Raw genomic sequence first — 22,209 nt, 5'->3', positions numbered from 1 at the left:
CCGCATGACCACTCAACTGACCTACGAAGAGCTGGCCGCCCTCATGAAGAACGGCGCAGGTCTCACGGTCGACCCGCTGGCGATGGAGAGCCGTCCCGGCTCGGCCTTCGACGAGTACGGCCTGGACTCACTCGGCCTGCTCGGCATCGTGGCCGTGCTCGAGAACCGGTTCGGCCGCCCGCTGCCGGTCGACGCCGACCGCTGCAAGACCCCCGGCGAGTTCCTCGACCTCGTCAACAACACCCTCGTGACAGGAGCCTGAAGTGTCCGGACACACGGAGAACGAGATCACCATCGCTGCCCCCCTCGACCTCGTCTGGGACATGACGAACGACCTCGAGCACTGGCCGCAGCTGTTCAGCGAGTACGCGTCCGTCGAGGTGATCGAACGGAAGGGCCAGACGACGAGGTTCCGGCTCACCATGCACCCGGACGACAACGGCAAGGTCTGGAGCTGGGTCTCGGAGCGCACCACCGACCGGCCCGGGCGCACCGTGAGCGCCCGCCGCGTCGAGCCCGGCCCCTTCCAGCACATGGACATCCGATGGGAGTACTCGGAGGTCCCCGGCGGCACGCGGATGCACTGGCGCCAGGACTTCGCGATGCGTCCCGACGCACCGGTCGACGACGCGTGGATGACGGACAACATCAACCGCAACTCCCGCGTCCAGCTGGAACTCATCCGCGACAAGATCGAACAGCGTGACCGGGAGCGCCGCTCCGCCTCGGTCCCGGCCAACTGACGCCGTGCCCGCCCACGGCCGGCCCGCGACACCGGGTCCGGCCGTCCCGGGTACCCAGAAAGGCAGCCCGATGCACCACGCCCTGATCGTCGCCCGAATGGCACCCGAGTCCGCCCCGGACATCGCCGAGCTGTTCGCCGAGTCCGACAACACCGAGCTCCCCGACCTCGTCGGCGTCAACAGGCGCACCCTGTTCCAGTTCGGCGACGTGTATCTGCACCTGATCGAATCCGACCGGCCCCCCGGCCCGGAGATCGCCAAGGTGACGCAGCACCCCGAGTTCAAGGCCATCAGCGACCGGCTCACCGCCTTCGTGAGCCCTTACGACCCGCAGACCTGGCGCGGTCCGAAGGACGCGATGGCCCAGCAGTTCTACCGGTGGCAGCGCGACGGCGCCTGACGCGACCGAGGACCGCCCCGGGTCCGGCACCTAGGTGCCGGACCCGGGGCGGTCTCCGTGTACCGCGGACCGTCGTGGACGTCAGTCCGGTACGACGCACTCGAACGCGTGGAGATACGCGTTGACCGGGCGGACCTCGCCGACCCGGAGGCCGGCCTCGGACATCCGGCCGAGCAGGCTCTCCCTGGTGTGCTTCGCGCCGCCGACGTTGAGGAGCAGCAACAGGTCCATGGCCGTGGTGAACCGCATCGAAGGCGTGTCGTCGACAAGGTTCTCGATGATCACCACACGGGCGCCCGGACGGGCCGTCGCGACCACGTTGCGCAGGGTCCTGCGGGTGCTCTCGTCGTCCCACTCGAGGATGTTCTTGATGATGTAGAGGTCAGCCTCGACCGGGATGTCCTCACGGCAGTCCCCGGGCACGATCGATACGCGCGAGGCCAGCGAGCCGCCGTCCCGGAGGCGGGGGTCCGCCTTCGCGACGACGCCGGGCAGGTCCAGGAGCGTTCCGTGGACCGTGGGGTGCTTCTCCAGCAGGCTCGCGAGCACATGCCCCTGGCCGCCGCCGATGTCGACGACCGAGGACACCCCGGTGAGGTCGAGGAGCTCGGCGACATCCCGCGCCGACTGCATGCTGGACGTGGTCATGGCGCGGTTGAACACATGGGCGGACTCGCCCGCGTCCTGGTGGAGATAGTCGAAGAAGCCCTTGCCGAACGTCTCGGGGAAGACGCTGGTTCCGGAGCGCACGGCGTCGTCGAGCCGCGGCCAGACCTCCCACGTCCAGGGCTCCGTGCACCACAGCGAGATGTACCGCAGGCTGTTCGGATCGTCCTCGCGCAGCAGCCGGGACATCTCCGTGTGGACGAACCTGCCGTCGCCGTTCTCGCTGAAGATGCCGTAACAGCACAGCGCGCGCAGCAGCCGCTGCAGCGGTACGGGCTCGGTGTGCACGACCTGGGCGAGCTCCGCCGCCGAGGCGGGCGTGTCTCCCAGCGCGTCTGCAACGCCCAGCCGGGCCGCAGCCCGTACGGCTGCGGCGCAGGCCGCCCCGAACGCCAGCTCCCGCAGCCGCATGGACGGCGGCGGGGCCGGAGCGGCGGTGGGGGCGAGGGGTGCGGCGAGGGTGGCCGCCACAGGGGTGGTGTCGGGGGTGGGACTCACGGTGGTCATACCGTCTCGTTCCTCCTTGTGCGGCGGTGGTCCGTCACTTGGCACACATTCCGGCCGGTACCGACGTCCCGCACTGGTTGCTGGTGAAGGTGTTGCCCTTGCCCGTGGTGTCCCCGTTGGCGAGGTCGGCGGGCTTGTTGCCCTGCACGAGGTTGCGGGTGATGGTGTTGTCCGTGTTGAGGGCGCCCACGAAGCTCTTGAACAGCAGGATCCCGCCGGAGAGCGGGGTGGCTCCCACGTTGTTCCGGATGACGTTGTCCCGTACGACCGTGGCCTCGCTGCCGGTGAGGACGATGCCGGACCCCTGGATGGCCGACAGCCGCGGGGTCGCCGCGCAGAACTTGTTGTTCCCCAGGATCCGGTTGCCGCTGACGGTCATCGCGCCGGCCGCGGGCTTGGACTCGTCGCCCACGACGAAGACCCCGCTGCAGTTGCCGCTGATGAGGTTGCCGTCGATCAGGAGGTTCCTGACCCGCCGGGCGGTGACGCCGATGCGGTTCCCGCGCAGGGTGTTGTTCTGGATCTCGGTCCCACGGGTGTCGGTGGCGCCGCCCTCCTCGCTGACCGAGTTCGCGATGAAGATCCCCGCGTCACCGTTGGCGGTGGCGGTGTTGCGCCGGAAGTCCCCGCGCGTCGAACGCTCCTGGGCGATGCCCCAGGTGCCGTTGTTCTTGGCGGTCACCCGGTGGACGGCCAGTCCGTTGGTCCAGGAGGCCCAGACGCCGCTCTTCTTGAAGCCGGAGACGGTCAGGGACCGGATGTGGACGTCGTGGACGATCCGGGTCTTGGTGCCCACGACGCAGATGCCGTTGCCGCCCGCTGCGCACGTGTTGGCGGCCTTGGTCGCCTTGCCCGCCTTGGCCGGCATGATGACGGTCCGGCCACCGGTGCCGCGCAGGGTCAGTCCCGGCTTCGTGATCAGGACGCTCTCCCGGTAGGTACCGGGCAGGACCACGACGGTGCCGCCGGGTCCTGCGGCGTTCACCGCCTTCTGGATCGAACCGCCGGGCCGGACAACCTGCTCTCGCGGTGCGGCTGCCGAGGACGGAACCACTGCCGCGCCCATTGCCGTAGCCGTGATGACAGTGATGCCCACCAGGCATTTGATGTGTTTTTTCCTCATGAGCTGAAGCTATGGGCGATGACCCGCCCCTGCCACGCAAGGTGAGCGTATGGATACATGGCGTGCCTGAATGGCTTACTCGTTGTGCTGCCCGCCGGTGCCCGGTGCATCACGCCGGGCCCTGTCGCGCCCTGTCCCGGGCCGTCGGCGGTGGCTAGGCTTTGGCCGGGACGACGAGCGGGAGGAGAAGCCGTGACGGAGAGCACCACCGGCCGCCAGCAGTTCGCCGGCTGGGACAAGCCGGAGCTCGACCTCAGTAACGCGGACTGGCGGTCGGGCAGCCAGGGCGCGGGTGATGTCCAGATCGCCTTCGTGGAGGGCTTCATAGCGATGCGCAACGCCGGCAAACCCGGCAGCCCCTCGCTGATCTTCACCCCCGCCGAGTGGCGGGCCTTCGTGATCAACGCGCGGGACGGCGAATTCGACCTCGTGTGAGCCGCGCCGCGGCGGCCGTGCGCGGGTGCCGCCACCACGAGCGGCACCGCACACGGGAGCCGTAACGTTGCCCCCATGACCGGCGAGCGCGATCTGCGAACACTGCTGCACGGCATGCGACCGGAGCTGAACCCCGGTCGCTACGTCTTCACTACGGTGCCGGACGGGAAGGTGCCCGGCGGTGTGACCCCGGTGGTCGCCGTCACCGAGCGCGAAGGGCTGACCCTCGTGGTACCCGAGGCGCAGGCGCTGGAGTCCGGACTGGCCCACGACTTCGTCGCGGGCTGGATCACCCTCCGGGTGCACTCCTCCCTGGATGCCGTCGGCCTGACCGCCGCGGTCTCGCTGGCCCTCACCGACGCGGGGGTGAGCTGCAATGTCGTCGCGGGATTCCACCACGACCACCTGTTCGTTCCGTACGCGCGTGCGACCGAAGCCGTCGAGCTGCTGGAAGCGCTGGCCGCGGAGTCCGCTTAGGGAGTGCCCGGCTCCGCAACGTGAGCCGGGCCACGTAACATGGCTGCATGTCCTTCCTCCGCCGCCGTAGCGCCGCCACACCCGCGGGCCCGGACTTCGACGTCCTGGCCATGGATCCGGGGGACTGGCCCGGCAACCTCGGCGCCGGTCTGCTCCCCGCTCCCGACGGGAGCTGTCAGGGCGTCTTTCTCCGCTACGACCTGTTCGGCGGCCGCGGCCCGGCGATGATCATCGGCAATCTGCCGGAGGGATCGCCCGCCCGCGAGACCGAGGAGGGCCAGGTCCCGTTCGAGGTCGCCCAGCTCCTCCTCGCGCTCGAGAACGACGAGCCGGTGGAGGTGACCGGCACCGAGGACGTCCCCGTCATGCAGGGGGACAGTCTTCTGATCGTGCGCAGGGTCAAGCTCTCGGAGAGCCGAATCTCCTGCGTTCAGTTCGACCGGAGCGACGGCGTGCTGGTCACCATCGCCAGCTGGGACCGGCCGATCACGGACGATCTGTACGCGCTGCTGAAGCCGTTGCCCGCGGAGCTCTTCCAGCAGGGCTGAAACGTCCCTGCGCCTTCAGCAGCTGTGTCACCCGGGCCGCCGAGGTACCGAACCCCGTGGGACCGCTGAGATGCCACGGGGCACCGGAGCCCCGCCGCAGATCCTGCTCCCGGTAGCGCCGGCAGCCGCGGTGCCAGATCAGGATCCCCGCCATCCAGTGCTGGAGCTCCACGACATAGCCCGCGAGGACCTCCCGCGCGTCCGCGTCCAGAGCGAAGTCGTCGTACAGCACCGGGAGTTCCCGCTCGGCGATGTGCTGGAACTGGCGCATCCGCGAATTCATCAGGTCGTCCACGATCGACACCGCCGTCGGATAGTCCACCCCGAAGAAGTTCTGCACGACCAGGACGCCGTTGTGCACCTCGCCCTCGTACTCGATCTCCTTCTGGTAGGAGAAGAGGTCGTTGAGGAGACAGGCGTAGTCCGCCGCCGCGTTCTCCAGGGAACGCAGGGGACCGCTGCGGTAGACCGCGTCCGGCACCTTCCTGCCGTGACCCAGCCGGCACAGGCTCATCGTCAGATCCGAGCCGAACGTCGCCCTGCGCATCTCGACGTAGTCCACCGGGTCCGGGATCCGGTTCTGCGCCTGGTTCGCCAGCTCCCACAGCCAGCTCGCGGTCATCGACTCGACCGCCTCACGGAACGTGCGGCGCCCGCTCACGTCCATGGGCTCGACGGTCCGCCGCCAGACGTCGGCCAGCCCCCGCTCCAGGGCGTTGACCGGCTCGGGCACCGGCGTCCCGTCCAGGGGCATGAAGAGGGACAGCCGCTCGTTGGCCAGCCGGGCCCCGGCAAGGTCCCGCGTCCGGCCGTGCACCACGGGGAACCAGTCGTCGCCGTACGTTCCCCAGGTCAGCCACTGCGATGACAGATCGAGCTCGTCCGGTGCGGCGTCGGGGTGCAGGCCCGCGGCGCAGAGCGGCAGATCGATCGCGACGAGCCGTTCCTCGTCCCAGATGTGCGAACCCGGCACACCCGGCTGAGCCTCCAGAAGCCCCATCCGGCGCGACCAGTCCACGATCCGTACCCGGGCCCCGTCGAGATGCGGACTCGGTGTCGTGGTGAACGGCATGTCGAATTCGGGCAGCAGGGACGGGCCGACGTGCTGGTACGGCACATGGGTGTGGCTGCGCAGCCGGGCCGACTCCGAACGGGGTGTGAAGCGGATGGAGGCGGCTGCCATTCCGAAACCGGGCGCAGTGCCGGCGCCACCGCCGTCGTTCATGTAGCGGCTGGAGCGCATGTGCCACTCGTGACCTCCCGACTGCCAGTCCTGAAGCCCCTTGACGTACGCCAGTACAGCGACCGTCTCCTCGGGGGTGAGCCCCTTCTCCGCACAGAGCGGTCCGAGTTCGGTGAGGGCCGTGTTCTCGAACTGCTGGAGCCGTGAGGTCAGCAGATCGTTGACGGCCTCGGCCGCCTCCTGGGTGGAGCAGCCCAGGAACTTCTCCAGGACCAGCACACCGTTGCTGTTCTCGCCCTCGTCCTCGACCTCACGCTGGTAGGAGAACAGGTCGTTGCGCAGGTGGACCCCGTCGGAGAACGCGTCCCGCAGCACCCGCAGTGCCCGCGCACCGGCCAGCGACGCCGGAACCTCGGCGTTCGCCGCGTACTCCACCAACCCCGCAGACCAGGGTGCGCCGCCCACCTTGCGCCGCATCTCGATGTACTCGACGGGGTTGGCGATCCGGCCCTCGTTGATGTTCGCGAGCTCCCACAAGGACTCGTTGAGCAGATTCTCCGTCGCCTCGGCGAACCTGGCCCGCCAGGCGTCGGACATGGCCGGCACGGTCCTGGCCCAGAGGTCGGCCAGACCCGCCTCGACCGGGTTGGCGGGCTCGGGCGTCGCCGCCCCCCGCTCCATCGGCATGAAGGCCGGCAACCGGTCCAGATACCGCTTGCCGCCCTCTCGGTCCGGAGTGCGCTTGAACAGTTCCAGGAAGTGGTCGTCGAAGAAGAAGACCCACACGTACCAGTCGGTGACCAGGGACAGGGCCTCGGACGAGCAGTCGGGGTGGGTGTACGCACACAGCAGCGCGTAGTCGTGGGACTCGAGGTCCTTCTCCTCCCAGATGCCGGACCCCTCGAGCATGCCCATCCCGCGCGCCCACTCCCGGGTGTGGCTTCTGGCCGCCTCCACATGGGGGTTGAGACGTGCCGGATACGGCACGTAGAAGTCGGGAAGGGAGAAGGGCTGTGCCATGTGTGCGTCGGCCTTTCGAGAACTCCGCCCGGTCCGCTCGGACCGGCTGTCGGCGGCAGCACTACCCCTCGGCCATCCGGGGCACGCACAGCCCGAAATAGTCACACAAGCTCAGACCCCGTACTGCACTGTGCTCTTGACTCACCAACACCTCACGTCACAGAGTGTCCGCCGACGGCGGAAAGCTGAGATCACCCCAGGAACGGCTTCGGTAGGCCCGGCCCAGGAAGGGTTGTCATGACGTCCGAACAGAGGACCAGGCTCGCACTCGCACTGACCACTGCGGGGGCGCTGAGCGTCGCACTCCTCACCCCCGCGTCGCAGGCCGGCGCGGACGCGGTACGGCCGGAATGCCCGCGCAGCCTCCACTGCGACTGGGTGCCGGCGGCCTACCAGCAGACCGGCGATCCGGCCGACAAGGATACGTACGGCAATTACGACACCGCCGACAGGCCGCACAGCAACGCGATCAAGTTCATCGTCCTGCACGACACCGAGGTCGACTACGACACCACCCTGAAGATCTTCCAGAACCCGCTCAACCAGACCTCCGCCCACTACGTGGTGCGATCGGCCGACGGCCATGTCACCCAGATGGTGAAGAACAAGGACGTCGCCTGGCAGGCGGGCAACTGGTACCTCAACACCCACTCCATCGGCATCGAGCAGGAGGGTGTCGCAGCCGAGGGCGCCAAGTGGTACACCCCGGAGATGTACCGGTCCACCGCCCGGCTGGTGCGTCACCTGGCGGCGAAGTACGACATTCCGCTCGACCGGCAGCACATCATCGGCCACGACGGCGTGCCGCCGACCAGTGCGGCCGGTACGAGGAACATGCACTGGGACCCGGGCCCGTACTGGGACTGGAACCGCTTCATGGCTCTGCTCGGCAGACCCGCTGTACCCAGTGCCCCCAAGAGCAGCGAACTGGTCACGGTCAGCCCCGACTTCGCCAGGAACGAGCAGGCATTCCGCGACTGCGAGAAGGGCGTCGACCTGCCCCTGCAGGGGAGCAGCGCGGTCCCGCTGTACACCGGGCCCTCCGACGACGCGCCGCTCTTCTCCGACCCGGGGCTGCACCCGGACGGTTCGGCGGGCACCAACTGCGCAGCCGACTGGGGCAGCAAGATCAGCGCCACCCAGCAGGCCGTCGTCGCGGAACGGGCCCCCGGCTGGACGGCGATCTGGTGGTACGGACAGAAGGCGTGGTTCCGCACTCCGGGCGGCACCCGGGTCACCGTGCCCACGTCCGGTCACGTCGTCAGGCCGAAAGCAGGCAGGACCGAGGTGCCGGTGTACGGGGTGGCGTACCCGGAGAAGGGGGAGTACCCCTCGGACTTCGTCAAGCCGACAGTGGGCACACCCCTCGTGTACACGATCAAGGCGGGCCAGGCATTCCCCGGCGGAGGCGAGGCGCCCACCGGCTACTACTACGCGCCGACGATCGACGCGTCGAAGCCGTACGACCACACCTACTTCACCGGCGCGCAGAAGTATCTGACGGTGCAGATCGGGCACCGGATCGGATTCGTGAAGGCGTCCGACGTGGATGTGGAACGGGTGCGCTGAGCAGAACCCGCTCACCATGCTGCGGGACCGGTGTGTCGGCACCGGTCCCGCAGCACTCGTCCCCCGTCGGTCAGGTTCTCCGGCCCGGCGTGGTCAGCGAGTGCCCACCGCGGCACGCACGGCGCGCCGCGCCATCGCGCAGTCGTCGTGCAGCCTGCGCAGCAGCAGCCGCTGTTCCTCGCTCGACGAGAGCGCGCCCTGCCGGGCCTGGCCGCCACCCGACGGCGCCCCTTCGCGCATCGCGCGCTGGACAGCCGTCTCGTACGTCCGGATCTCCCGGGTCAGTACGAGCATGAGGTTCACCAGGAACGCATCACGTGCCGCGGCACCCGGCGCCTGCGCCAGCTGGCTGATCTGGCGGCGGGCCGCCGGTGCGTCACCGAGTACGGCCCAGAGCGTCGCCAGGTCGTAGCCCGGCAGATACCAGCCGGCGTGCTCCCAGTCGACGAGCACCGGGCCGGTGGGCGGCAGCAGGATGTTGGAGAGCAGCGCGTCACCGTGACAGAACTGGCCCATGCCCCCCCGACCGCTCGCGTGGGCCAGACCGTGCAGCAACTTCTGCAGATCGCCCAGATCACGGTCGGTGAAGAGCCCCAACTCGTGGTACCTGGCGATGCGTGAGGCGTAGTCGAGCGGTGCGTCGAACAGACCCGCCGGAGGCCGCCAGGCGTTGATCCTGCTGACCGCTCCGAGGGCCGCCCGCACATCCGCCCGGGGCGGTGCCTCCGCGGGGTGCCTCGTCAGCGCCGCGACCCGGCCGGGCATCCGCTCGATCACCAGCGTGCAGTTCTCGGGGTCGGCTGCGATGAGCCGGGGGACCCGAACCGGTGGGCGATGCCTGACGAAGGCGCGGTATGCAGCTATTTCGTGCCGGAACCGCTCGGTCCATACGGGGGAGTGGTCCAGTAAGCACTTGGCCACCGCGGTCGCACGGCCGGTGGTGCCGACGATGAGCACCGAGCGCCCGCTGCGACGCAACACCTGGACCGGATTGAACTCCGGACAGATGCGGTGCACCGAGGCGATGGCCATCCGCAGCTGCGCACCCTGAGGGCCGGACAGGTCGAGTCTCCCGCTGAGCGGTTGGGCTCCGGTGCCCGCCGCCCGCCGGGTCCGACCCATGCCGGACGCCGGCGACGCTGCGTTGGGGTCGAGATACGGTCCGCCGCCTGCACCCATGGGGCGGAACGCGCGGGGTGGGGCGGACACGGAGGACGATGCTGTGTACATGGGCGAGACAGATCCCTTCGTGCGCCGACAAGTTACGTGCGCCGCCCCGGCCGGCGGCCGTTCGGCACCCTGGGGAGTACCTAGGGCTGCCGGGCGGGGTGGCGCATTCCTACCTGACACCGGGTAATGGGTAGTGGACCATCTGGCGGACCCTGGCGAAGCCTGGCGAATAGTCACTCAGCATCTGACAGCGGGTTAGTGTCAAGTCAGCCGAGAACCTGGGGGCTTGACGTGACCGGAGAACCCAACACCCGCCTTTCTGATCTGTTCGGCCTGGCCGGATGGTCGAAGGGGGAGCTAGCGAGAATGGTGAACCGGCAGGCGGCGGCCATGGGCCACCTCCAGCTGGCCACCGATACCTCGCGGGTCAGGCGCTGGATCGACATGGGGGAGTCCCCCCGAGATCCCGTGCCCGAAGTGCTGGCAGCTCTGTTCACCGAGCGGCTCGGCCGTGTCGTGACCATCGAGGACCTCGGGTTCGGCCGACGCGGGCGTGTGGGGAAACGGCAGAACACCGGGACGGAGAAGAATCCCGACGGAATGCCGTGGGCGCCCGAACGGACGGCAGCGGTCCTCACCGAATTCACGGGAATGGACCTCATGCTCAACCGACGCGGCTTGGTGAGCGCGGGCGCCGCGCTCGCAGCTGGCTCAGCCATCACAGGCGCCATGCACGACTGGCTGCATTCCGACCCCGCCCCGGCGGCCAAGGCAGCCGGCCTCAACGACCCCATGTACGCCGACGCGGCCGGCTTCGACCGGTACGAGGCTGCCCCCATCGGATCCGAGGAGATCGAGGCCCTCGAGCGCTCGGTCGAGGTATTCCGTGCCTGGGACGCCTCACGCGGTGGAGGACTTCAGCGCAAGGCTGTCGTGGGCCAGCTCAACGAGGTGGGAGGCATGCTCGCCTACCACCACCCCGACCACCTGCAGCGCCGCCTGTGGGGCGTCGCCGCCAACCTCGCCGTCCTCGCGGGCTGGATGTCCCACGACGTCGGCCTCGAGCCCACCGCTCAGAAGTACTTCGTCATCGCCGCTCATGCGGCGCGCGAGGGCGGAGACCGGCCGAGGGCCGGCGAGGCACTCTCCCGCGCGGCACGCCAGATGGTTCATCTGGGCCGCCCGGACGATGCCCTGGACCTGATGAAGCTCGCCAAGTCCGGTTCGGGGGAGGAGACTCTGCCCCGTACACAGGCGATGCTGCACACGATCGAGGCCTGGGCCCAGGCGTCCATGGGGCGCGGGCAGGCCATGCGGCGCACGCTCGGCGAGGCCGAGGAGCTCTTCGTATCGGACAAGGGTGACGTGCCGCCCCCGAGCTGGATGCAGATGTTCGACGAGGCGGACATGCACGGCATGCAGGCCCTGGCGTTCCGTACGCTCGCGGAGCACGATCCGGCTGCGGCCGGCACGGCCCAGCGCCACGCGAAGCAGGCGCTCGAGCTCCGTATAAACGGTCGTCAGCGGTCCAAGATCTTCGACTACATCTCGCTGGCGTCTGCCTGCTTCATCGCCGACGACCCCGAGCAGGCCGACCGGTACGCACGGCTCGCCCTGGTGTCGATGGGGGAAACCTCCTCGCACCGGACCTGGGACCGCCTGCGCGAGATGTACCGGCTCACCGGTCAGTTCGCGGGGTACGCCAAGATCGAGGACCTTCGCGAGGAGATCCAACTCGCCCTGCCGCAAAGCACGTTCACCAAGAGGCCGAGGGGCTCACAGATCTGATCCGGGGCGCCGTCGACCGGCGCAGTGCCGTCGTCCGGCCCTTGTCGGAGCAGCGAATCAGCACATTCACGGGCGGTCATGCCGTCCTGGGATTCCTCATGACCCGACGCGGGCCACCAGCACACATGCGTCGTCGAGCCGCTCGGTTCCGCCGAACTCCTCGACGACAGTCCTGACGCAGTCCTGCGCCGTGCGGGCCTGCGCGAACCGAGGGGCCAGGCCCAGCAACGCGTCCGGGTCGGCACTCCGGTCCCTCTGCCGTGTCAGCCCGTCGGTGTGCAGCATCAGCACATCGCCGGGAAGCAGAGTCACCTGGTCCTGCTCGTAGGAGACGGCGGACGCCGCGCCGAGCAGCACGCCGTCCGGCGTCGGAAGAGCACGCCCCACTCCGTTGCGGAAGAGCAGCGGCGCGGGGTGACCTGCCTGCGCCCAGGCGAGGGTGCCCGTCGCCGGGTCGAATCGGCAGCATACGGCGCTGCCCAGGACGGGCTGGACCGAGGATTCGATCAGCTGGTTCAGATGGCCCATCACGGCGCCCGGCTCGATGCCGGCCATCGCCATGCCGCGCAGCGCGCCCAGCAGCATCGCCATGGCCGAGGTGGCGGGGATTCCGTGGCCCGTCAGGTCACCGACGGTGAGCAGCGTCCTGCCGTCAGGGAGCTGCAGTGCGTCGTACCAGTCGCCGCCGATCAGGTTGCTCGACTCCGACGGAAGGTAGTGGGCGGCGGTGTCCAGGGCACCAAGGCCGCGGCCGGGAGAGGAGAGCGATCCGCGCCAGGGCGGCAGTACGGCCTCCTGCAGCTCCACGGCCATACGGTGCTCGGTCCGCGCGATCTGCTGTCCGCGCCGCAGCGAGTCCCGGGTCCGGCTCATGAGGCGCTGGCTTCGCCGGATCCGGCTGACATCGCGCAGGACCGCCCACATCGACGCGGTGCAGCCGTCGGCGTCGAGAACGGGTTCGCCCATCATGTGAACCGTACGCATCCGGCCTTCGGGCAGCAGGATCCGGAATTCGCCGTCTATCGGCCTGCCGTCGACGAGGCAGTCGGTGACCATCGACATCAGCAGGGGCTGGTCCTCGGCGAGGAGCAGGGAGGGCAGCTCGTCCAGGGACAGCGGCTCCGACTCGGGCGACCTGCCGAAGATCTGGTACATCTCGTCCGACCAGCTGACCTCGTCGGTGAGCAGGTTCCATTCGGCGCTGCCCACCCTGCTGAGGAGCGAGCCGGGCCGCGGTGCGTTCGTCGTCTCCCCGTCGTCCACCCCGGTGGGATCGTCGTCCGCCTGTGCCGGAATGCCGTCCTTGAGCTGTCCCAGGTGCTCGCCGAGGTCGTCGAGCTGGTGGACGGCCAGATCGCAGAGCGCGCGTTGCCAGCGCACCTGGGGGTCGTCCTCCTCGATGACCGAGGTGTCCCGCCGCACGGCGTCCACGTCTCCGCGCAGCCGTCGGGTCCGGCTGATCAACGCTTCGACGGCATCTCGCTCGGGCGGCTGGGGGGCGGGGCGGTCCGCGAACGTATGGGACGGCATCTCGTACTCCGATACAGGCATGGCACGGCCGGTTCATGGGGGTGGACCGAACACGACTGTCGCACAGGCTGGGGGAGCCCGTAAGGGATTTGGCAACACTCGATACGTTGTTGCTTCCGGCATATGCCGTCGGCCGAGTGGGGCGGGGGCTCGCCGAACACCCTTGCCTTTACGCGGGTGTTGACGCAAGTCGTCGGGCGTGAGCGGCTTTGCGTACGCCCGCGTGCGGGGCTGTGGCACGGCGCACCTCTGCGGGGATCAGGGCATATGCGTGCTCCGTGAGCCGGTGGATCAACGGTGTCGCTCCGGTCCGGCGTCCTTGTACGGTGCCCCGTCCCAGGAGGTATCGGCGGTGGCGTCCGCACCGGTGTACGGATGTGCGTCGTACATCTGTTCCACGGGCGAATCGGCACCCGGGAATGCCGTCGGCCCTGCCTGCGTTACTCGACCAGAACGAAAACGATACCCATTCCCATTACGGGGGATCGGTGCTCTCGTCTGGAGGTGCCCATGGCACGCAGTGAACTCAGGCCCGTCGTCACCCTCCGGTCCACGGCCGGAACCGGCCACAGCTATGTGACGCGCAAGAACCGCCGCAACAGCCCTGACCGGCTCGAGCTGCGCAAGTACGACCCGGCCGCGGGAGCGCACGTCCTCTTCCGTGAGGTCCGCTGACCGCTTCCGCCGCCGCCCGGCAGGATCCTTGTCCGTAAGGAAGGAACATTCATGAAGTCCAGCATCCATCCCGTATCCCGTCCCGTGGTCTTCCGTGACATCGCGGCCGGAACGGCTTTCCTGACGCGCTCGACCGCGCATGCCGAGCAGCGCGTCGAGTGGGAGGACGGAAACACGTATCCGATCATCGACGTGGAGACCTCGTCGGCCAGTCATCCCTTCTACACCGGTACTCGCCAGGTGCTGGACACGGCCGGTCGCATCGAACAGTTCCGGCGCCGTTACGGCACGGCCGGAGTTGCCCAGGGCTGACATCGTCCCTGGTGAGCATGGTGTGGATCACATGTGCGGGTGCCGATTCCCGGGAACGCCCCTCGGTGGTTTATCGTTCATATAGTGGGACCGGGCGGGCTGCGCCCGCACGAGGCGACCGAGCCTCGCACCCGCACACAAGCCGCCCCGGCTGGATTCCCCCGATCCGGCCGGGGCTCCTTTATGCCCCGGCGCCGCGAGCGGCGGCCGGCAGCCCACGGGACGGGCTCACATCGTCCGGTTGAGGTCCGACGCGTAGTGCTCGATGGCGGGCCGATACCTCTGCACGCCGGGACTGTCACTCGTCTCCGCGACGAGGCGCAGCAGAATCTGCATAGCTTCGTGATGCTCGCCGGTGTTGAACAGCGCCATGGAGAGGAACGTCCGCAGCGCGCCGTCGTCCGGGAACTCCGACACACCGCGGCGCAGCGTCTCGACGGCCTGCCCGAACCTGCCCAGCACCCGGTAGGTGCTCCCGAGCCCGAGCAGCGCTCCCCGGCGGTCCTCCTCGCGGAGGGCGTCGCCCTGGAGGCAGCGCTCGTAGTACGGAACGGCCTCGGCCTCCAGGCCGAGCACATCGTGGACCCAGGCGGTGTGAAAGGCCACGTCCACAGCATCGGGATAGTCGGCGGTGAGGGAGAGCAAGCGTTCCCTGGCCTGCTCGGGGTGGCCCTGTTCACGCAGCCGCACGGCCTGCGCCAGCAGCTCGTTCTTGTCCGGTGCGCTCATGCCTACATCGTCGCACCCGACTCCGGGTGTGGCCGCCGGGGTTGGGGGCATCCGTTCCGCCATGACTGTAGAGGCGGATCGTAGTGCACAACACAGAAGCTGGGGCCGTCTTGCGCTGCGCGCACTGGTGCTCATCGCGGCATTTCTGAGCCTTGTGGCGTTCTCGGTCGTCCTGGCGAAGGTGACGCTGACACCGTCACCGGCATCCGAGGGCATCGTGACATCGAACATGCAGCCGGGGCGGTCCCTCCGGCAGTACGCGCAGGACTACACCTTCCTGGCTGCGTGCAAACAGGCGGGAGGCAACCTTCTGCTCGGCGCGCCCTTCGGTGTCCTGCTGCCGATCCTGGTGCCACGGCGGCTGCGCATGATCCGGATGGTCCTGCTGACCGGGCTGGTCATGGCCGTCGTCGAACTCACGCAGGGGGCGCTCGTTGCCGGGCGGGCCTTCGACGTCGACGACGTGATCCTCAATACGAGCGGCGCTCTGCTCGGCTACGCGCTGGTGGGCCGACGGATCAGCCACCGCTACCACGCCCTTTCCGACGTGCCGCCCGTTGGGGACACGGCAAGGGTGAAGCCCACGGGGAAAGCCGCGGACCGGAACGGGGCGAAGAGCAGGGCCGGCACCAAGAGCAGGACCGGTGCCAGGAACCGTGCGGACAGCAAGGCCGGTATCTGGGCGAGGGCCGGTGTCGGTGCCGGCGCGAAGACGGGTACCAGGAACAGGCCCGGGGCCAGGACCGGGTCCGCCAAGGCGGTTTCCACCAAGGCTTCTGCCGGGCGGAGCGCGTCCGCGTCGGCTACCCGCGGACGCGCTCTCATCGGCCGGATGTGGGGTCGTCGGCCGGGCCCGGGCGGGGGAGCGTCCGGAACCGGCCGACGTGGAACCTAGAGCGCCGGGTGGGCGTTCTTCATGAGCTCCTGGAACTGGGCGGAGAACCAGTGGCCGGAGACCGGGGCGTCAGCCAGTGCTCCGGACGGGTTGTTGCCGTTGCGTGCGTTACCGGCGTAGGTCGGGTCGCACATCCCGTCGAATCCCTTGCCCTCGTCGTTCGGGATCGCCTTGCTGGAGCCGTCGGACTCCCCCGGCGGCTTCATCCAGACGTACGCGTCGATCCCGGTTGCCGGGGCGGCCTTCGGCCGTTCGCCGAGTCCGGCTCCGGCCTGGTTGCACCAGTTGCCCAGGTGGATGCGCCGGTCGTACCGGCCGCCGTCCACATAGGTGTCGACGCTGGTGGACGCACCCGGTCCGGTCGGCCGCTGCGTGCCGCCCCAGCCGTTGCGCGAGGTGTCGATCAGCATGCCGATGTCGGAGTTGAAGCCGACCGAGACAAGCTTCTGGCGGAAGGCCTGAGCGTAGGACTGCTCGTCCGTGTAGCGGTTCCAGTCGACCCACTTCGACTGACGCACGGAGGTGCCGTTGATGGAGTCGTCGATGGAGAAGTTGTCCTCCTTCGTCGCGCCGTAGTTGGCTGTGTTGGTGATGAAGCCGTGTACGTCGTTGACGGTCGCGCCCTCGGTCGTCGCCGCCACCTTGAAGATGTCGGCGGTCGCGCCGAAGTTGTCGTCCCAGCCGATCCAGCCGTGGTGCCCCGCGTCGATGTAGTTGTAGACGTTGGGCACGTCACCGAGCTTGTTCAGCGCGTAGCCGACGCCCTTCTGGTAGTTGCCGTTGGCCTTCATCACGTCGCAGGCAGGGGTCGCGGTGGGGCGGCTGCCGGTGTTGGTCACGAGGTTCGGCAGCGAGTCGATCTCGACGGTGGTGACGATCCGCAGGCCCGCGTACTTCGAGTCGCCGAGGATCGCCGCGATGGGGTCGATGTACTCCGTCTTGTAGCGGCCGATCTCCGTGGGGCCGAGCTCACCGTTGGAGGCGAGCGCCGAGCAGTCACGCCCGGGCAGGTTGTAGATGACGAGCTGGACGACGAGTTCGCCGGAGCCCTTCTGCGTCAGGGCCGCGTCCAGATGGTCGCGCAGACCCATTCCGTCGTTGGCGCCCTCGATCGCGGCGATCCGGTCGAGCCAGACACCCGTCGGCTGGTTGGACACCCGGCTGCCACCCGTCTCCGCGGCGGCCTTCGCCGACCACTCCGGGTTCACATAGACCTTGGCGCCCTGGTACGGGTTGTTGACACGGCTGCCCGCCGGAGGGTCGGTGGGCGGATCCGTCGGGTCCGGCGGGTCGGTCGGGCCCGTGGCGCCGTTGCAGGTGACGCCGTTCAGCTTGAAGGTCGCGGGCACGGCACTGTTTCCGTTGCCCGTGGCGTTGAACCCGAAGGAGGCGGAGGCTCCGGAAGCGAGCGTGCCGTTGTAGGAGAGGCTCTTGGCGGTGACGGCAGCGCCGCTCTGCGTCACGGTGGCGTTCCAGCCCTGGCTGACCTTCTCGGCGCCGGCGAAGGACCATTCGAGCTGCCAGGTGGAAAGGGCGTCACCCGTGTTCGTCACGCTCACGGCGGCCGTGAGTCCGCCGTTCCACTGGTTCTGGATCTTGTAGTCGACGGTGCATCCCGCCGCCGCGGCGGCCGAGGCCCCGAAGGGTGCTGCCGCGGCGGCGGAGCCGGCGGCTGCGGCGACAAGTGCTCCCGCCGCTATCAGTGCTGTTCGTGATCGGCGCAGGGTGGTGCGGCTCGTGCGGCTCATACGAATTCCGTTTCCTCAACTGTCGAGGGCGCGCAGATGGTCGCGCAGCCCGATTTCGTACGGGGTGGGGGTACCGTCGTAGTCGCTGATCAAGGACGGGCCCGTGGAGCGGTCCCAGGCGTTCCAGGCCCATCCGAGGTAGGAGGGTCCGCGGTCGTCGAGCCACTGCATGACCCGGTCGGCGAAGCCGTGGGAGCAGGTGTTCTCGCCGATCTCGTGTGTGACGAGGGGGACTTCGGCTGCGACCGGTGTGAGCGTGGAGTACCAGCAGTCCTCGTTCGCACAGGGGTTGACTTTGTAGACATGCCAGGCCGCGGCGAGATGGCCCGCCGGGTCCTGGGGCCGGTGCTGGAGCCGTCGGCCCAGGTCGTTGGAGTAGGGGAGTCCGTCGGCCGGAACAGGTTCCGGGCGTCGGCCGTCCGTGCCGCGTCGATGAGGTCCTGGGTCGGCTCGCCCCTGAAGGCCGAGGCGAGCGAAGACCAGAAGTCCTGTGAACAACCGGAGTTGGGCATCGGCTCGCTGCGACCGGCATGCACGCAGGAGCAGCCCGCCGAATCTCCGGTGTTCTGCCACCAGGTCCAGTGCAGTTCGACCACGGGTGTCATGCCGGCTCCCTGACCCGTTGGACCAGGTCCTTCACGGCGCTGATGTGGTTCTCGCCCGCGTACCGCGGGCCTATGGTGTCCAGGCCAAGCCGGCTCTCCTCGTTCAAAGGGATTCGGACAGTGTTGGCGTTCCAGCCGGCGATCGCCTGTACGGAGGCGTTGTCGACCGGGCCGTCGAAGATGCCACGGCCCTGCACGCACATGAATTCGCCGCCGGAGCGGTTGACGCCGAGGATGCGGCGGGTCGCGCCGATCTCGTCGACGAGCTTGTTGCCGGGGACCTTCGACAGGGGCGGTTCCCCGGCAGGGGCTGGCAGTTCGGCCGGATCAGTGGGATCGGTCGGATCCTGGTCGGGATCCGCAGTGCAGACCGTGCCGTTGAGCCTGAACGCACCGGGCGTGGACCCGGACCCCACACCCGTCGCCAGGAAACCGGCGGTGACGCTCGCGCCGTTCGCGAGCGTTCCGTTCCAGCTCTCGTTCGCCGCGGTGATGACACTGCCCGACTGCGACCACCGGGCATTCCGGCCCTGAGTCACGGTCCGGCCCCGGGGCAGGTCGAAGCCGAGAGTCCGACCACTGCTTGCTGCATCCAGGTCGGTGAGCGTGACGGACCGCTGGGAGCCGCTGTCCCTCTGACTCACGGTGCTGTGTTCCACCGTGCGCCCGTGGGCGGATCCGGAGGCCGGCACCATGGGTGCGGCAACCAGGCCGGCCGTGGCGAGCACTGCTCCGAGGAGCAGCCTGAACAGGTGCGATAAGTGCGGGGGGTGTCGCATGAGCGACTCCTTGCAGATCGGGCGCGCCCCCTACGGCACGTCGACTGATGGAACCGCTCCCACTGGTGTGGCTTGACGTTAGAGCGTCAAGTGGTGTCGGTCAACACACCTGTTCTCATCTCTTGCTATCGAAATAATTCGACTCTTCAAGTCTCTTGACTCTCTTTTTCCTCATCCCCATGCTGGGAGCGCTCCCACTGGTTCAAGGCTTGTGTTCAACCCCGCTTGCCCCCCATGTCGCCGAGCCGCGAGGAGGAACCCGCGCATGCCATCGGGAAGCGCACGAAGAGCATGGTTACCAAGAAGATCCGCCAGAACCGGAGTCGGATCCAGACGGTTGTGGACGGCATTCGTCGTCGCACTCGCTCTCCCACTGGGCATGACCGCCGCTGCCAACACGCCGGCCCAGGCCGCGGCCGTCGAGTGCAGCGTCGACTACAAGGCCAATGACTGGGGATCCGGCTTCAGCGCCGAGCTCACCGTCACCAACCGGGGCTCCGCCGCGATCAACGGCTGGACCCTGAGTTACGCCTACACGGGCAACCAGCAGCTCACCAACGGCTGGAACGGCACCTGGTCCCAGTCCGGGAAGACCGTCACGGTCAAGAACGCCGCCTGGAACGGTGGCATCGCCGCCGGGGCCGCGGTCACCACGGGCGGACAGTTCAGCTACAGCGGCACCAATGCCGCCCCGACCGCCTTCTCCGTCAACGGGACGGTCTGCGCGGGCGCCCACAAGGCGCCGATCACCGTCCTCACCTCCCCGGCGGCAGGCGCCGTCTTCACCGCCGGCGATTCCGTACCCCTGGCCGCCACGGCGGCTGCGGCGGACGGGGCGGGGATCAGCAAGGTCGAGTTCTACGACAACACGACGCTGCTCGGCAGCGACACCACGTCGCCGTACACCTACAGCGCCGCAGGGCTGTCCGCGGGGAGCCATTCGGTCTTCGCGAGGGCCTACGACAGCCTCGGAGCCTCGGCGGAGTCGACGCCCGCGGGCATCACCGTCGTCTCGGGCCCGGCAGTTGTTGCCACGCCCGCCCAACTGGGCGTCCAGCAGGGCAAGTCGGGAACGTTCAACGTGGCGCTCTCCACCGCGCCGACCTCGGCGGTCACCGTCACGGTGGCCAGGACAGCCGGCAACTCCGGTCTTTCCGTCACCGCCGGAGCGAGCCTCAGCTTCACTCCGTCGAACTGGTCCACGGCCCAGAAGGTGACCGTTTCGGCCGACGCCTCCGGTACGGGAGCCGCAACCTTCACCGTGACAGCCCCCGGCCACAGCAAGGCCGAGGTCACCGTCACCCAGCTGGCCGCGGCGAAGGAGTACGACGCGCGCTTCCTCGAGCTGTACGGGAAGATCACCGACCCGGCGAACGGCTACTTCTCGCCGGAAGGCATTCCGTACCACTCCGTCGAGACGTTGATCGTCGAGGCTCCCGACCAGGGGCACGAGACGACGTCGGAGGCCTACAGCTATCTGATCTGGCTGCAGGCGATGTACGGGAAGCTCACCGGGGACTGGACGAAGTTCAACGGTGCGTGGGCCACCATGGAGAAGTACATGATCCCCACCCACGCCGACCAGCCCACGAACTCCTTCTACAACGCCTCGAAGCCCGCCACCTACGCGCCCGAGCACGACACCCCGAACGAGTACCCGGCGGTCCTCGACGGGTCGGCGGCCTCCGGATCGGACCCGATCGCGGCCGAGCTGAAGAGCGCGTACGGCACCGACGACATCTACGGCATGCACTGGATCCAGGACGTCGACAACGTCTACGGATACGGCAACACGCCCGGGGGGAAGTGCTCGGCCGGTCCCACAGAGACCGGACCGTCGTACATCAACACCTTCCAGCGCGGACCGCAGGAGTCGGTGTGGGAGACCGTCACCCACCCGACCTGTGACAACTTCACCTACGGCGGCGACAGCGGCTATCTGGACCTGTTCACCGGGGACGCCTCGTACGCCAAGCAGTGGAAGTTCACCAACGCCCCGGACGCGGACGCCCGTGCCGTGCAGGCCGCCTACTGGGCCGATGTCTGGGCCAAGGAGCAGGGCAAGGCGAGCGAGGTCGCGGCGACCGTCGGCAAGGCGGCGAAGATGGGTGACTATCTGCGCTACTCGATGTTCGACAAGTACTTCAAGAAGATCGGCAACTGCGTCGGTCCGACCGCCTGCCCGGCCGGAAGCGGCAAGGACAGCGCGCACTACCTGATGTCCTGGTACTACGCCTGGGGCGGTGCCACCGACACCTCGGCGGGCTGGTCCTGGCGCATCGGCTCCAGCCATGCCCACGGCGGATACCAGAACCCGATGGCCGCCTACGCCCTGAGTGCGTCGGCGGACCTCAAGCCCAAGTCGGCGACGGGGCAGCAGGACTGGGCCAAGAGCCTGGACCGGCAGCTGGACTTCTACCAGTGGCTCCAGTCGGACGAGGGTGCCATCGCGGGCGGCGCGACCAACAGCTGGAAGGGCAGCTACGCCCAGCCGCCGGCCGGTACGCCGACCTTCTACGGCATGTACTACGACGAGAAGCCGGTCTACCACGACCCGCCGTCCAACCAGTGGTTCGGCTTCCAGGCATGGTCGATGGAACGCGTCGCCGAGTACTACCACGAGTCGGGCGACGCCCAGGCCAAGGCCGTGCTCGACAAGTGGGTCGACTGGGCCCTGTCCGAGACGACCATCAACCCGGACGGCACCTACCTCATGCCGTCCACCCTCAAGTGGTCGGGCGCGCCCGACACGTGGAACGCGTCGAGTCCCGGTGCCAACGACAGTCTTCACGTCACCGTCGCCGACTACACCAACGACGTCGGGGTGGCAGGGGCCTACGCCAGGACCCTGACCTACTACGCTGCCAAGTCCGGTGACACCGAGGCGAAGGCAACGGCCGAGGCGCTGCTCGACGGCATGTGGGGCCACTACCAGGACGACGCCGGCGTGGCGGTGCCGGAGACCCGGGCCGACTACAACCGGTTCGACGACCCGGTCTACGTTCCCAGCGGCTGGACGGGCGCCATGCCCAACGGCGACACCGTCAACAACAACTCGACCTTCCTGTCCATCCGTTCCTTCTACGAGGACGACCCGAACTGGCCCAAGGTGCAGGCCTATCTGGACGGCGGAGCAGCGCCGGTCTTCACCTACCACCGGTTCTGGGCACAGGCCGACATCGCGCTGGCTCTGGGGGCGTATGCCGACCTCCTGGAGTGAGTGACCAGGCACCCTGAAATCCAGGCACCCTGAAATCCAGCGCCCTGAGATTCCGGCACCATCAGGTCCCGGCCGTCGGCCGTCCAG

General features: G+C 68.6%; 21 protein-coding genes. 12 read left to right on the top strand and 9 right to left on the bottom strand.

Features of this window, described 5'->3' with window-relative positions; translation table 11 throughout:
- The first annotated feature begins 4 nt into the window (after nt 1-4).
- The 3 genes from ABZS61_RS24055 to ABZS61_RS24045 all read left to right on the top strand — a co-directional run bounded on the left by ABZS61_RS24055 (nt 5) and on the right by ABZS61_RS24045 (nt 1,143).
- Nucleotides 5-262, top strand: coding sequence for an acyl carrier protein (locus ABZS61_RS24055; protein WP_351172419.1), 258 nt, complete (start codon nt 5-7; stop codon nt 260-262).
- A 1-nt stretch (nt 263) separates the two neighbouring features.
- Nucleotides 264-743: an SRPBCC family protein gene (locus ABZS61_RS24050; protein WP_356424786.1), complete on the top strand. Its 480-nt coding sequence runs from the start codon at nt 264-266 to the stop codon at nt 741-743.
- Nucleotides 744-813: 70 nt separating this feature from the next.
- Nucleotides 814-1,143: a TcmI family type II polyketide cyclase gene (locus ABZS61_RS24045; RefSeq protein ID WP_356424783.1), complete on the top strand. Its 330-nt coding sequence runs from the start codon at nt 814-816 to the stop codon at nt 1,141-1,143.
- 81 nt (nt 1,144-1,224) lie between these two features.
- Here ABZS61_RS24045 and ABZS61_RS24040 read toward each other — a convergent pair whose 3' ends face one another.
- Nucleotides 1,225-2,316: a methyltransferase gene (locus ABZS61_RS24040; RefSeq protein WP_356424781.1), complete on the bottom strand. Its 1,092-nt coding sequence runs from the start codon at nt 2,314-2,316 to the stop codon at nt 1,225-1,227.
- 34 nt (nt 2,317-2,350) lie between these two features.
- Nucleotides 2,351-3,439 carry a right-handed parallel beta-helix repeat-containing protein gene (locus ABZS61_RS24035; protein WP_356424778.1) on the bottom strand — a complete coding sequence of 363 codons (1,089 nt, stop codon included), beginning with the start codon at nt 3,437-3,439 and terminating at the stop codon, nt 2,351-2,353.
- Nucleotides 3,440-3,631: 192 nt separating this feature from the next.
- Here ABZS61_RS24035 and ABZS61_RS24030 point away from each other — a divergent pair, with 192 nt between their 5' ends.
- From ABZS61_RS24030 to ABZS61_RS24020, 3 genes are all read left to right on the top strand, one after another.
- On the top strand, nt 3,632-3,874 hold the full coding sequence (locus ABZS61_RS24030; protein WP_356424775.1) for a DUF397 domain-containing protein: 243 nt from the start codon (nt 3,632-3,634) through the stop codon (nt 3,872-3,874).
- 75 nt (nt 3,875-3,949) lie between these two features.
- The gene (locus tag ABZS61_RS24025) at nt 3,950-4,351 is read left to right on the top strand and encodes an ACT domain-containing protein (protein WP_356424772.1); all 402 of its coding nucleotides are present in this window, start codon (nt 3,950-3,952) and stop codon (nt 4,349-4,351) included.
- A gap of 47 nt (nt 4,352-4,398) precedes the next feature.
- On the top strand, nt 4,399-4,899 hold the full coding sequence (locus tag ABZS61_RS24020) for a hypothetical protein (protein WP_325748050.1): 501 nt from the start codon (nt 4,399-4,401) through the stop codon (nt 4,897-4,899).
- Here ABZS61_RS24020 and ABZS61_RS24015 read toward each other — a convergent pair.
- Nucleotides 4,838-7,102 (bottom strand): terpene synthase family protein, encoded by a 2,265-nt coding sequence (locus ABZS61_RS24015; protein ID WP_356424768.1) that lies wholly within the window; start codon nt 7,100-7,102, stop codon nt 4,838-4,840. The genes ABZS61_RS24020 and ABZS61_RS24015 overlap by 62 nt on opposite strands.
- A gap of 237 nt (nt 7,103-7,339) precedes the next feature.
- On the opposite strand from ABZS61_RS24015, the gene ABZS61_RS24010 reads away from it, so the two are divergent.
- On the top strand, nt 7,340-8,671 hold the full coding sequence (locus ABZS61_RS24010) for a peptidoglycan recognition family protein (RefSeq protein ID WP_356424765.1): 1,332 nt from the start codon (nt 7,340-7,342) through the stop codon (nt 8,669-8,671).
- Between the two features lie 93 nt (nt 8,672-8,764).
- Here the strand turns inward: ABZS61_RS24010 and ABZS61_RS24005 are convergent, their stop codons facing one another.
- Nucleotides 8,765-9,901: an aminoglycoside phosphotransferase family protein gene (locus tag ABZS61_RS24005; RefSeq protein ID WP_356424763.1), complete on the bottom strand. Its 1,137-nt coding sequence runs from the start codon at nt 9,899-9,901 to the stop codon at nt 8,765-8,767.
- A gap of 231 nt (nt 9,902-10,132) precedes the next feature.
- On the opposite strand from ABZS61_RS24005, the gene ABZS61_RS24000 reads away from it, so the two are divergent.
- Entirely contained in the window at nt 10,133-11,629 is a 1,497-nt protein-coding gene (locus ABZS61_RS24000) for a hypothetical protein (protein ID WP_356424760.1), read from the top strand.
- Between the two features lie 96 nt (nt 11,630-11,725).
- On the opposite strand, the gene ABZS61_RS23995 is transcribed toward ABZS61_RS24000, so the two are convergent.
- A complete protein-coding gene (locus ABZS61_RS23995; protein WP_356424932.1) occupies nt 11,726-13,159 on the bottom strand; it encodes a SpoIIE family protein phosphatase in 1,434 nt (477 codons plus the stop codon).
- Nucleotides 13,160-13,669: 510 nt separating this feature from the next.
- Between ABZS61_RS23995 and rpmG the strand changes: the two genes are divergently transcribed.
- Together rpmG and ABZS61_RS23985 are read left to right on the top strand one after the other, a co-directional pair.
- Nucleotides 13,670-13,834 (top strand): 50S ribosomal protein L33, encoded by a 165-nt coding sequence (gene rpmG / locus ABZS61_RS23990; protein WP_356424757.1) that lies wholly within the window; start codon nt 13,670-13,672, stop codon nt 13,832-13,834.
- A 51-nt stretch (nt 13,835-13,885) separates the two neighbouring features.
- A complete protein-coding gene (locus ABZS61_RS23985) occupies nt 13,886-14,146 on the top strand; it encodes a type B 50S ribosomal protein L31 (protein WP_356424754.1) in 261 nt (86 codons plus the stop codon).
- Nucleotides 14,147-14,374: 228 nt separating this feature from the next.
- Here the strand turns inward: ABZS61_RS23985 and ABZS61_RS23980 are convergent, their stop codons facing one another.
- Nucleotides 14,375-14,875, bottom strand: a complete 501-nt coding sequence (locus ABZS61_RS23980) for a tetratricopeptide repeat protein (protein WP_356424751.1) — start codon at nt 14,873-14,875, stop codon at nt 14,375-14,377.
- Nucleotides 14,876-14,936: 61 nt separating this feature from the next.
- Here ABZS61_RS23980 and ABZS61_RS23975 point away from each other — a divergent pair, with 61 nt between their 5' ends.
- Complete coding sequence (locus ABZS61_RS23975) at nt 14,937-15,770, top strand: VanZ family protein (protein WP_356424748.1); 834 nt, start codon at nt 14,937-14,939, stop codon at nt 15,768-15,770.
- Here ABZS61_RS23975 and ABZS61_RS23970 read toward each other — a convergent pair.
- The 3 genes from ABZS61_RS23970 to ABZS61_RS23960 all read right to left on the bottom strand — a co-directional run bounded on the left by ABZS61_RS23970 (nt 15,767) and on the right by ABZS61_RS23960 (nt 18,902).
- Nucleotides 15,767-17,518, bottom strand: a complete 1,752-nt coding sequence (locus ABZS61_RS23970; protein WP_356424745.1) for a glycoside hydrolase family 6 protein — start codon at nt 17,516-17,518, stop codon at nt 15,767-15,769. The two genes, ABZS61_RS23975 and ABZS61_RS23970, sit on opposite strands and share 4 nt — an antisense overlap.
- 15 nt (nt 17,519-17,533) lie before the next feature.
- On the bottom strand, nt 17,534-18,016 hold the full coding sequence (locus tag ABZS61_RS23965; protein ID WP_356424742.1) for a hypothetical protein: 483 nt from the start codon (nt 18,014-18,016) through the stop codon (nt 17,534-17,536).
- A gap of 103 nt (nt 18,017-18,119) precedes the next feature.
- Nucleotides 18,120-18,902: a cellulose binding domain-containing protein gene (locus ABZS61_RS23960; RefSeq protein ID WP_356424739.1), complete on the bottom strand. Its 783-nt coding sequence runs from the start codon at nt 18,900-18,902 to the stop codon at nt 18,120-18,122.
- A gap of 379 nt (nt 18,903-19,281) precedes the next feature.
- Here ABZS61_RS23960 and ABZS61_RS23955 point away from each other — a divergent pair, with 379 nt between their 5' ends.
- Nucleotides 19,282-22,122 carry a glycoside hydrolase family 48 protein gene (locus ABZS61_RS23955; RefSeq protein WP_356424736.1) on the top strand — a complete coding sequence of 947 codons (2,841 nt, stop codon included), beginning with the start codon at nt 19,282-19,284 and terminating at the stop codon, nt 22,120-22,122.
- The last annotated feature ends 87 nt before the right edge of the window (nt 22,123-22,209 follow it).

Origin of the sequence: Streptomyces sp. NPDC005566 (assembly GCF_040605575.1) — a bacterium.
Classification (GTDB): domain Bacteria; phylum Actinomycetota; class Actinomycetes; order Streptomycetales; family Streptomycetaceae; genus Streptomyces.
Note: the sequence above shows the minus strand (reverse complement) of the source record. Positions and strands in the feature narration are given on the sequence as shown.

Coding starts and splice junctions, on each gene's coding strand:
- ABZS61_RS24055 (WP_351172419.1), top strand. CDS start 5: ATGACCACTCAACTGACCTACGAAGAGCTGGCCGCCCTCATGAAGAAC.
- ABZS61_RS24045 (WP_356424783.1), top strand. CDS start 814: ATGCACCACGCCCTGATCGTCGCCCGAATGGCACCCGAGTCCGCCCCG.
- ABZS61_RS24040 (WP_356424781.1), bottom strand. CDS start 2,316: ATGACCACCGTGAGTCCCACCCCCGACACCACCCCTGTGGCGGCCACC.
- ABZS61_RS24035 (WP_356424778.1), bottom strand. CDS start 3,439: ATGAGGAAAAAACACATCAAATGCCTGGTGGGCATCACTGTCATCACG.
- ABZS61_RS24025 (WP_356424772.1), top strand. CDS start 3,950: ATGACCGGCGAGCGCGATCTGCGAACACTGCTGCACGGCATGCGACCG.
- ABZS61_RS24020 (WP_325748050.1), top strand. CDS start 4,399: ATGTCCTTCCTCCGCCGCCGTAGCGCCGCCACACCCGCGGGCCCGGAC.
- ABZS61_RS24015 (WP_356424768.1), bottom strand. CDS start 7,102: ATGGCACAGCCCTTCTCCCTTCCCGACTTCTACGTGCCGTATCCGGCA.
- ABZS61_RS24010 (WP_356424765.1), top strand. CDS start 7,340: ATGACGTCCGAACAGAGGACCAGGCTCGCACTCGCACTGACCACTGCG.
- ABZS61_RS24005 (WP_356424763.1), bottom strand. CDS start 9,901: ATGTACACAGCATCGTCCTCCGTGTCCGCCCCACCCCGCGCGTTCCGC.
- ABZS61_RS23995 (WP_356424932.1), bottom strand. CDS start 13,159: ATGCCGTCCCATACGTTCGCGGACCGCCCCGCCCCCCAGCCGCCCGAG.
- rpmG (WP_356424757.1), top strand. CDS start 13,670: ATGGCACGCAGTGAACTCAGGCCCGTCGTCACCCTCCGGTCCACGGCC.
- ABZS61_RS23985 (WP_356424754.1), top strand. CDS start 13,886: ATGAAGTCCAGCATCCATCCCGTATCCCGTCCCGTGGTCTTCCGTGAC.
- ABZS61_RS23980 (WP_356424751.1), bottom strand. CDS start 14,875: ATGAGCGCACCGGACAAGAACGAGCTGCTGGCGCAGGCCGTGCGGCTG.
- ABZS61_RS23975 (WP_356424748.1), top strand. CDS start 14,937: ATGACTGTAGAGGCGGATCGTAGTGCACAACACAGAAGCTGGGGCCGT.
- ABZS61_RS23970 (WP_356424745.1), bottom strand. CDS start 17,518: ATGAGCCGCACGAGCCGCACCACCCTGCGCCGATCACGAACAGCACTG.
- ABZS61_RS23960 (WP_356424739.1), bottom strand. CDS start 18,902: ATGCGACACCCCCCGCACTTATCGCACCTGTTCAGGCTGCTCCTCGGA.
- ABZS61_RS23955 (WP_356424736.1), top strand. CDS start 19,282: ATGACCGCCGCTGCCAACACGCCGGCCCAGGCCGCGGCCGTCGAGTGC.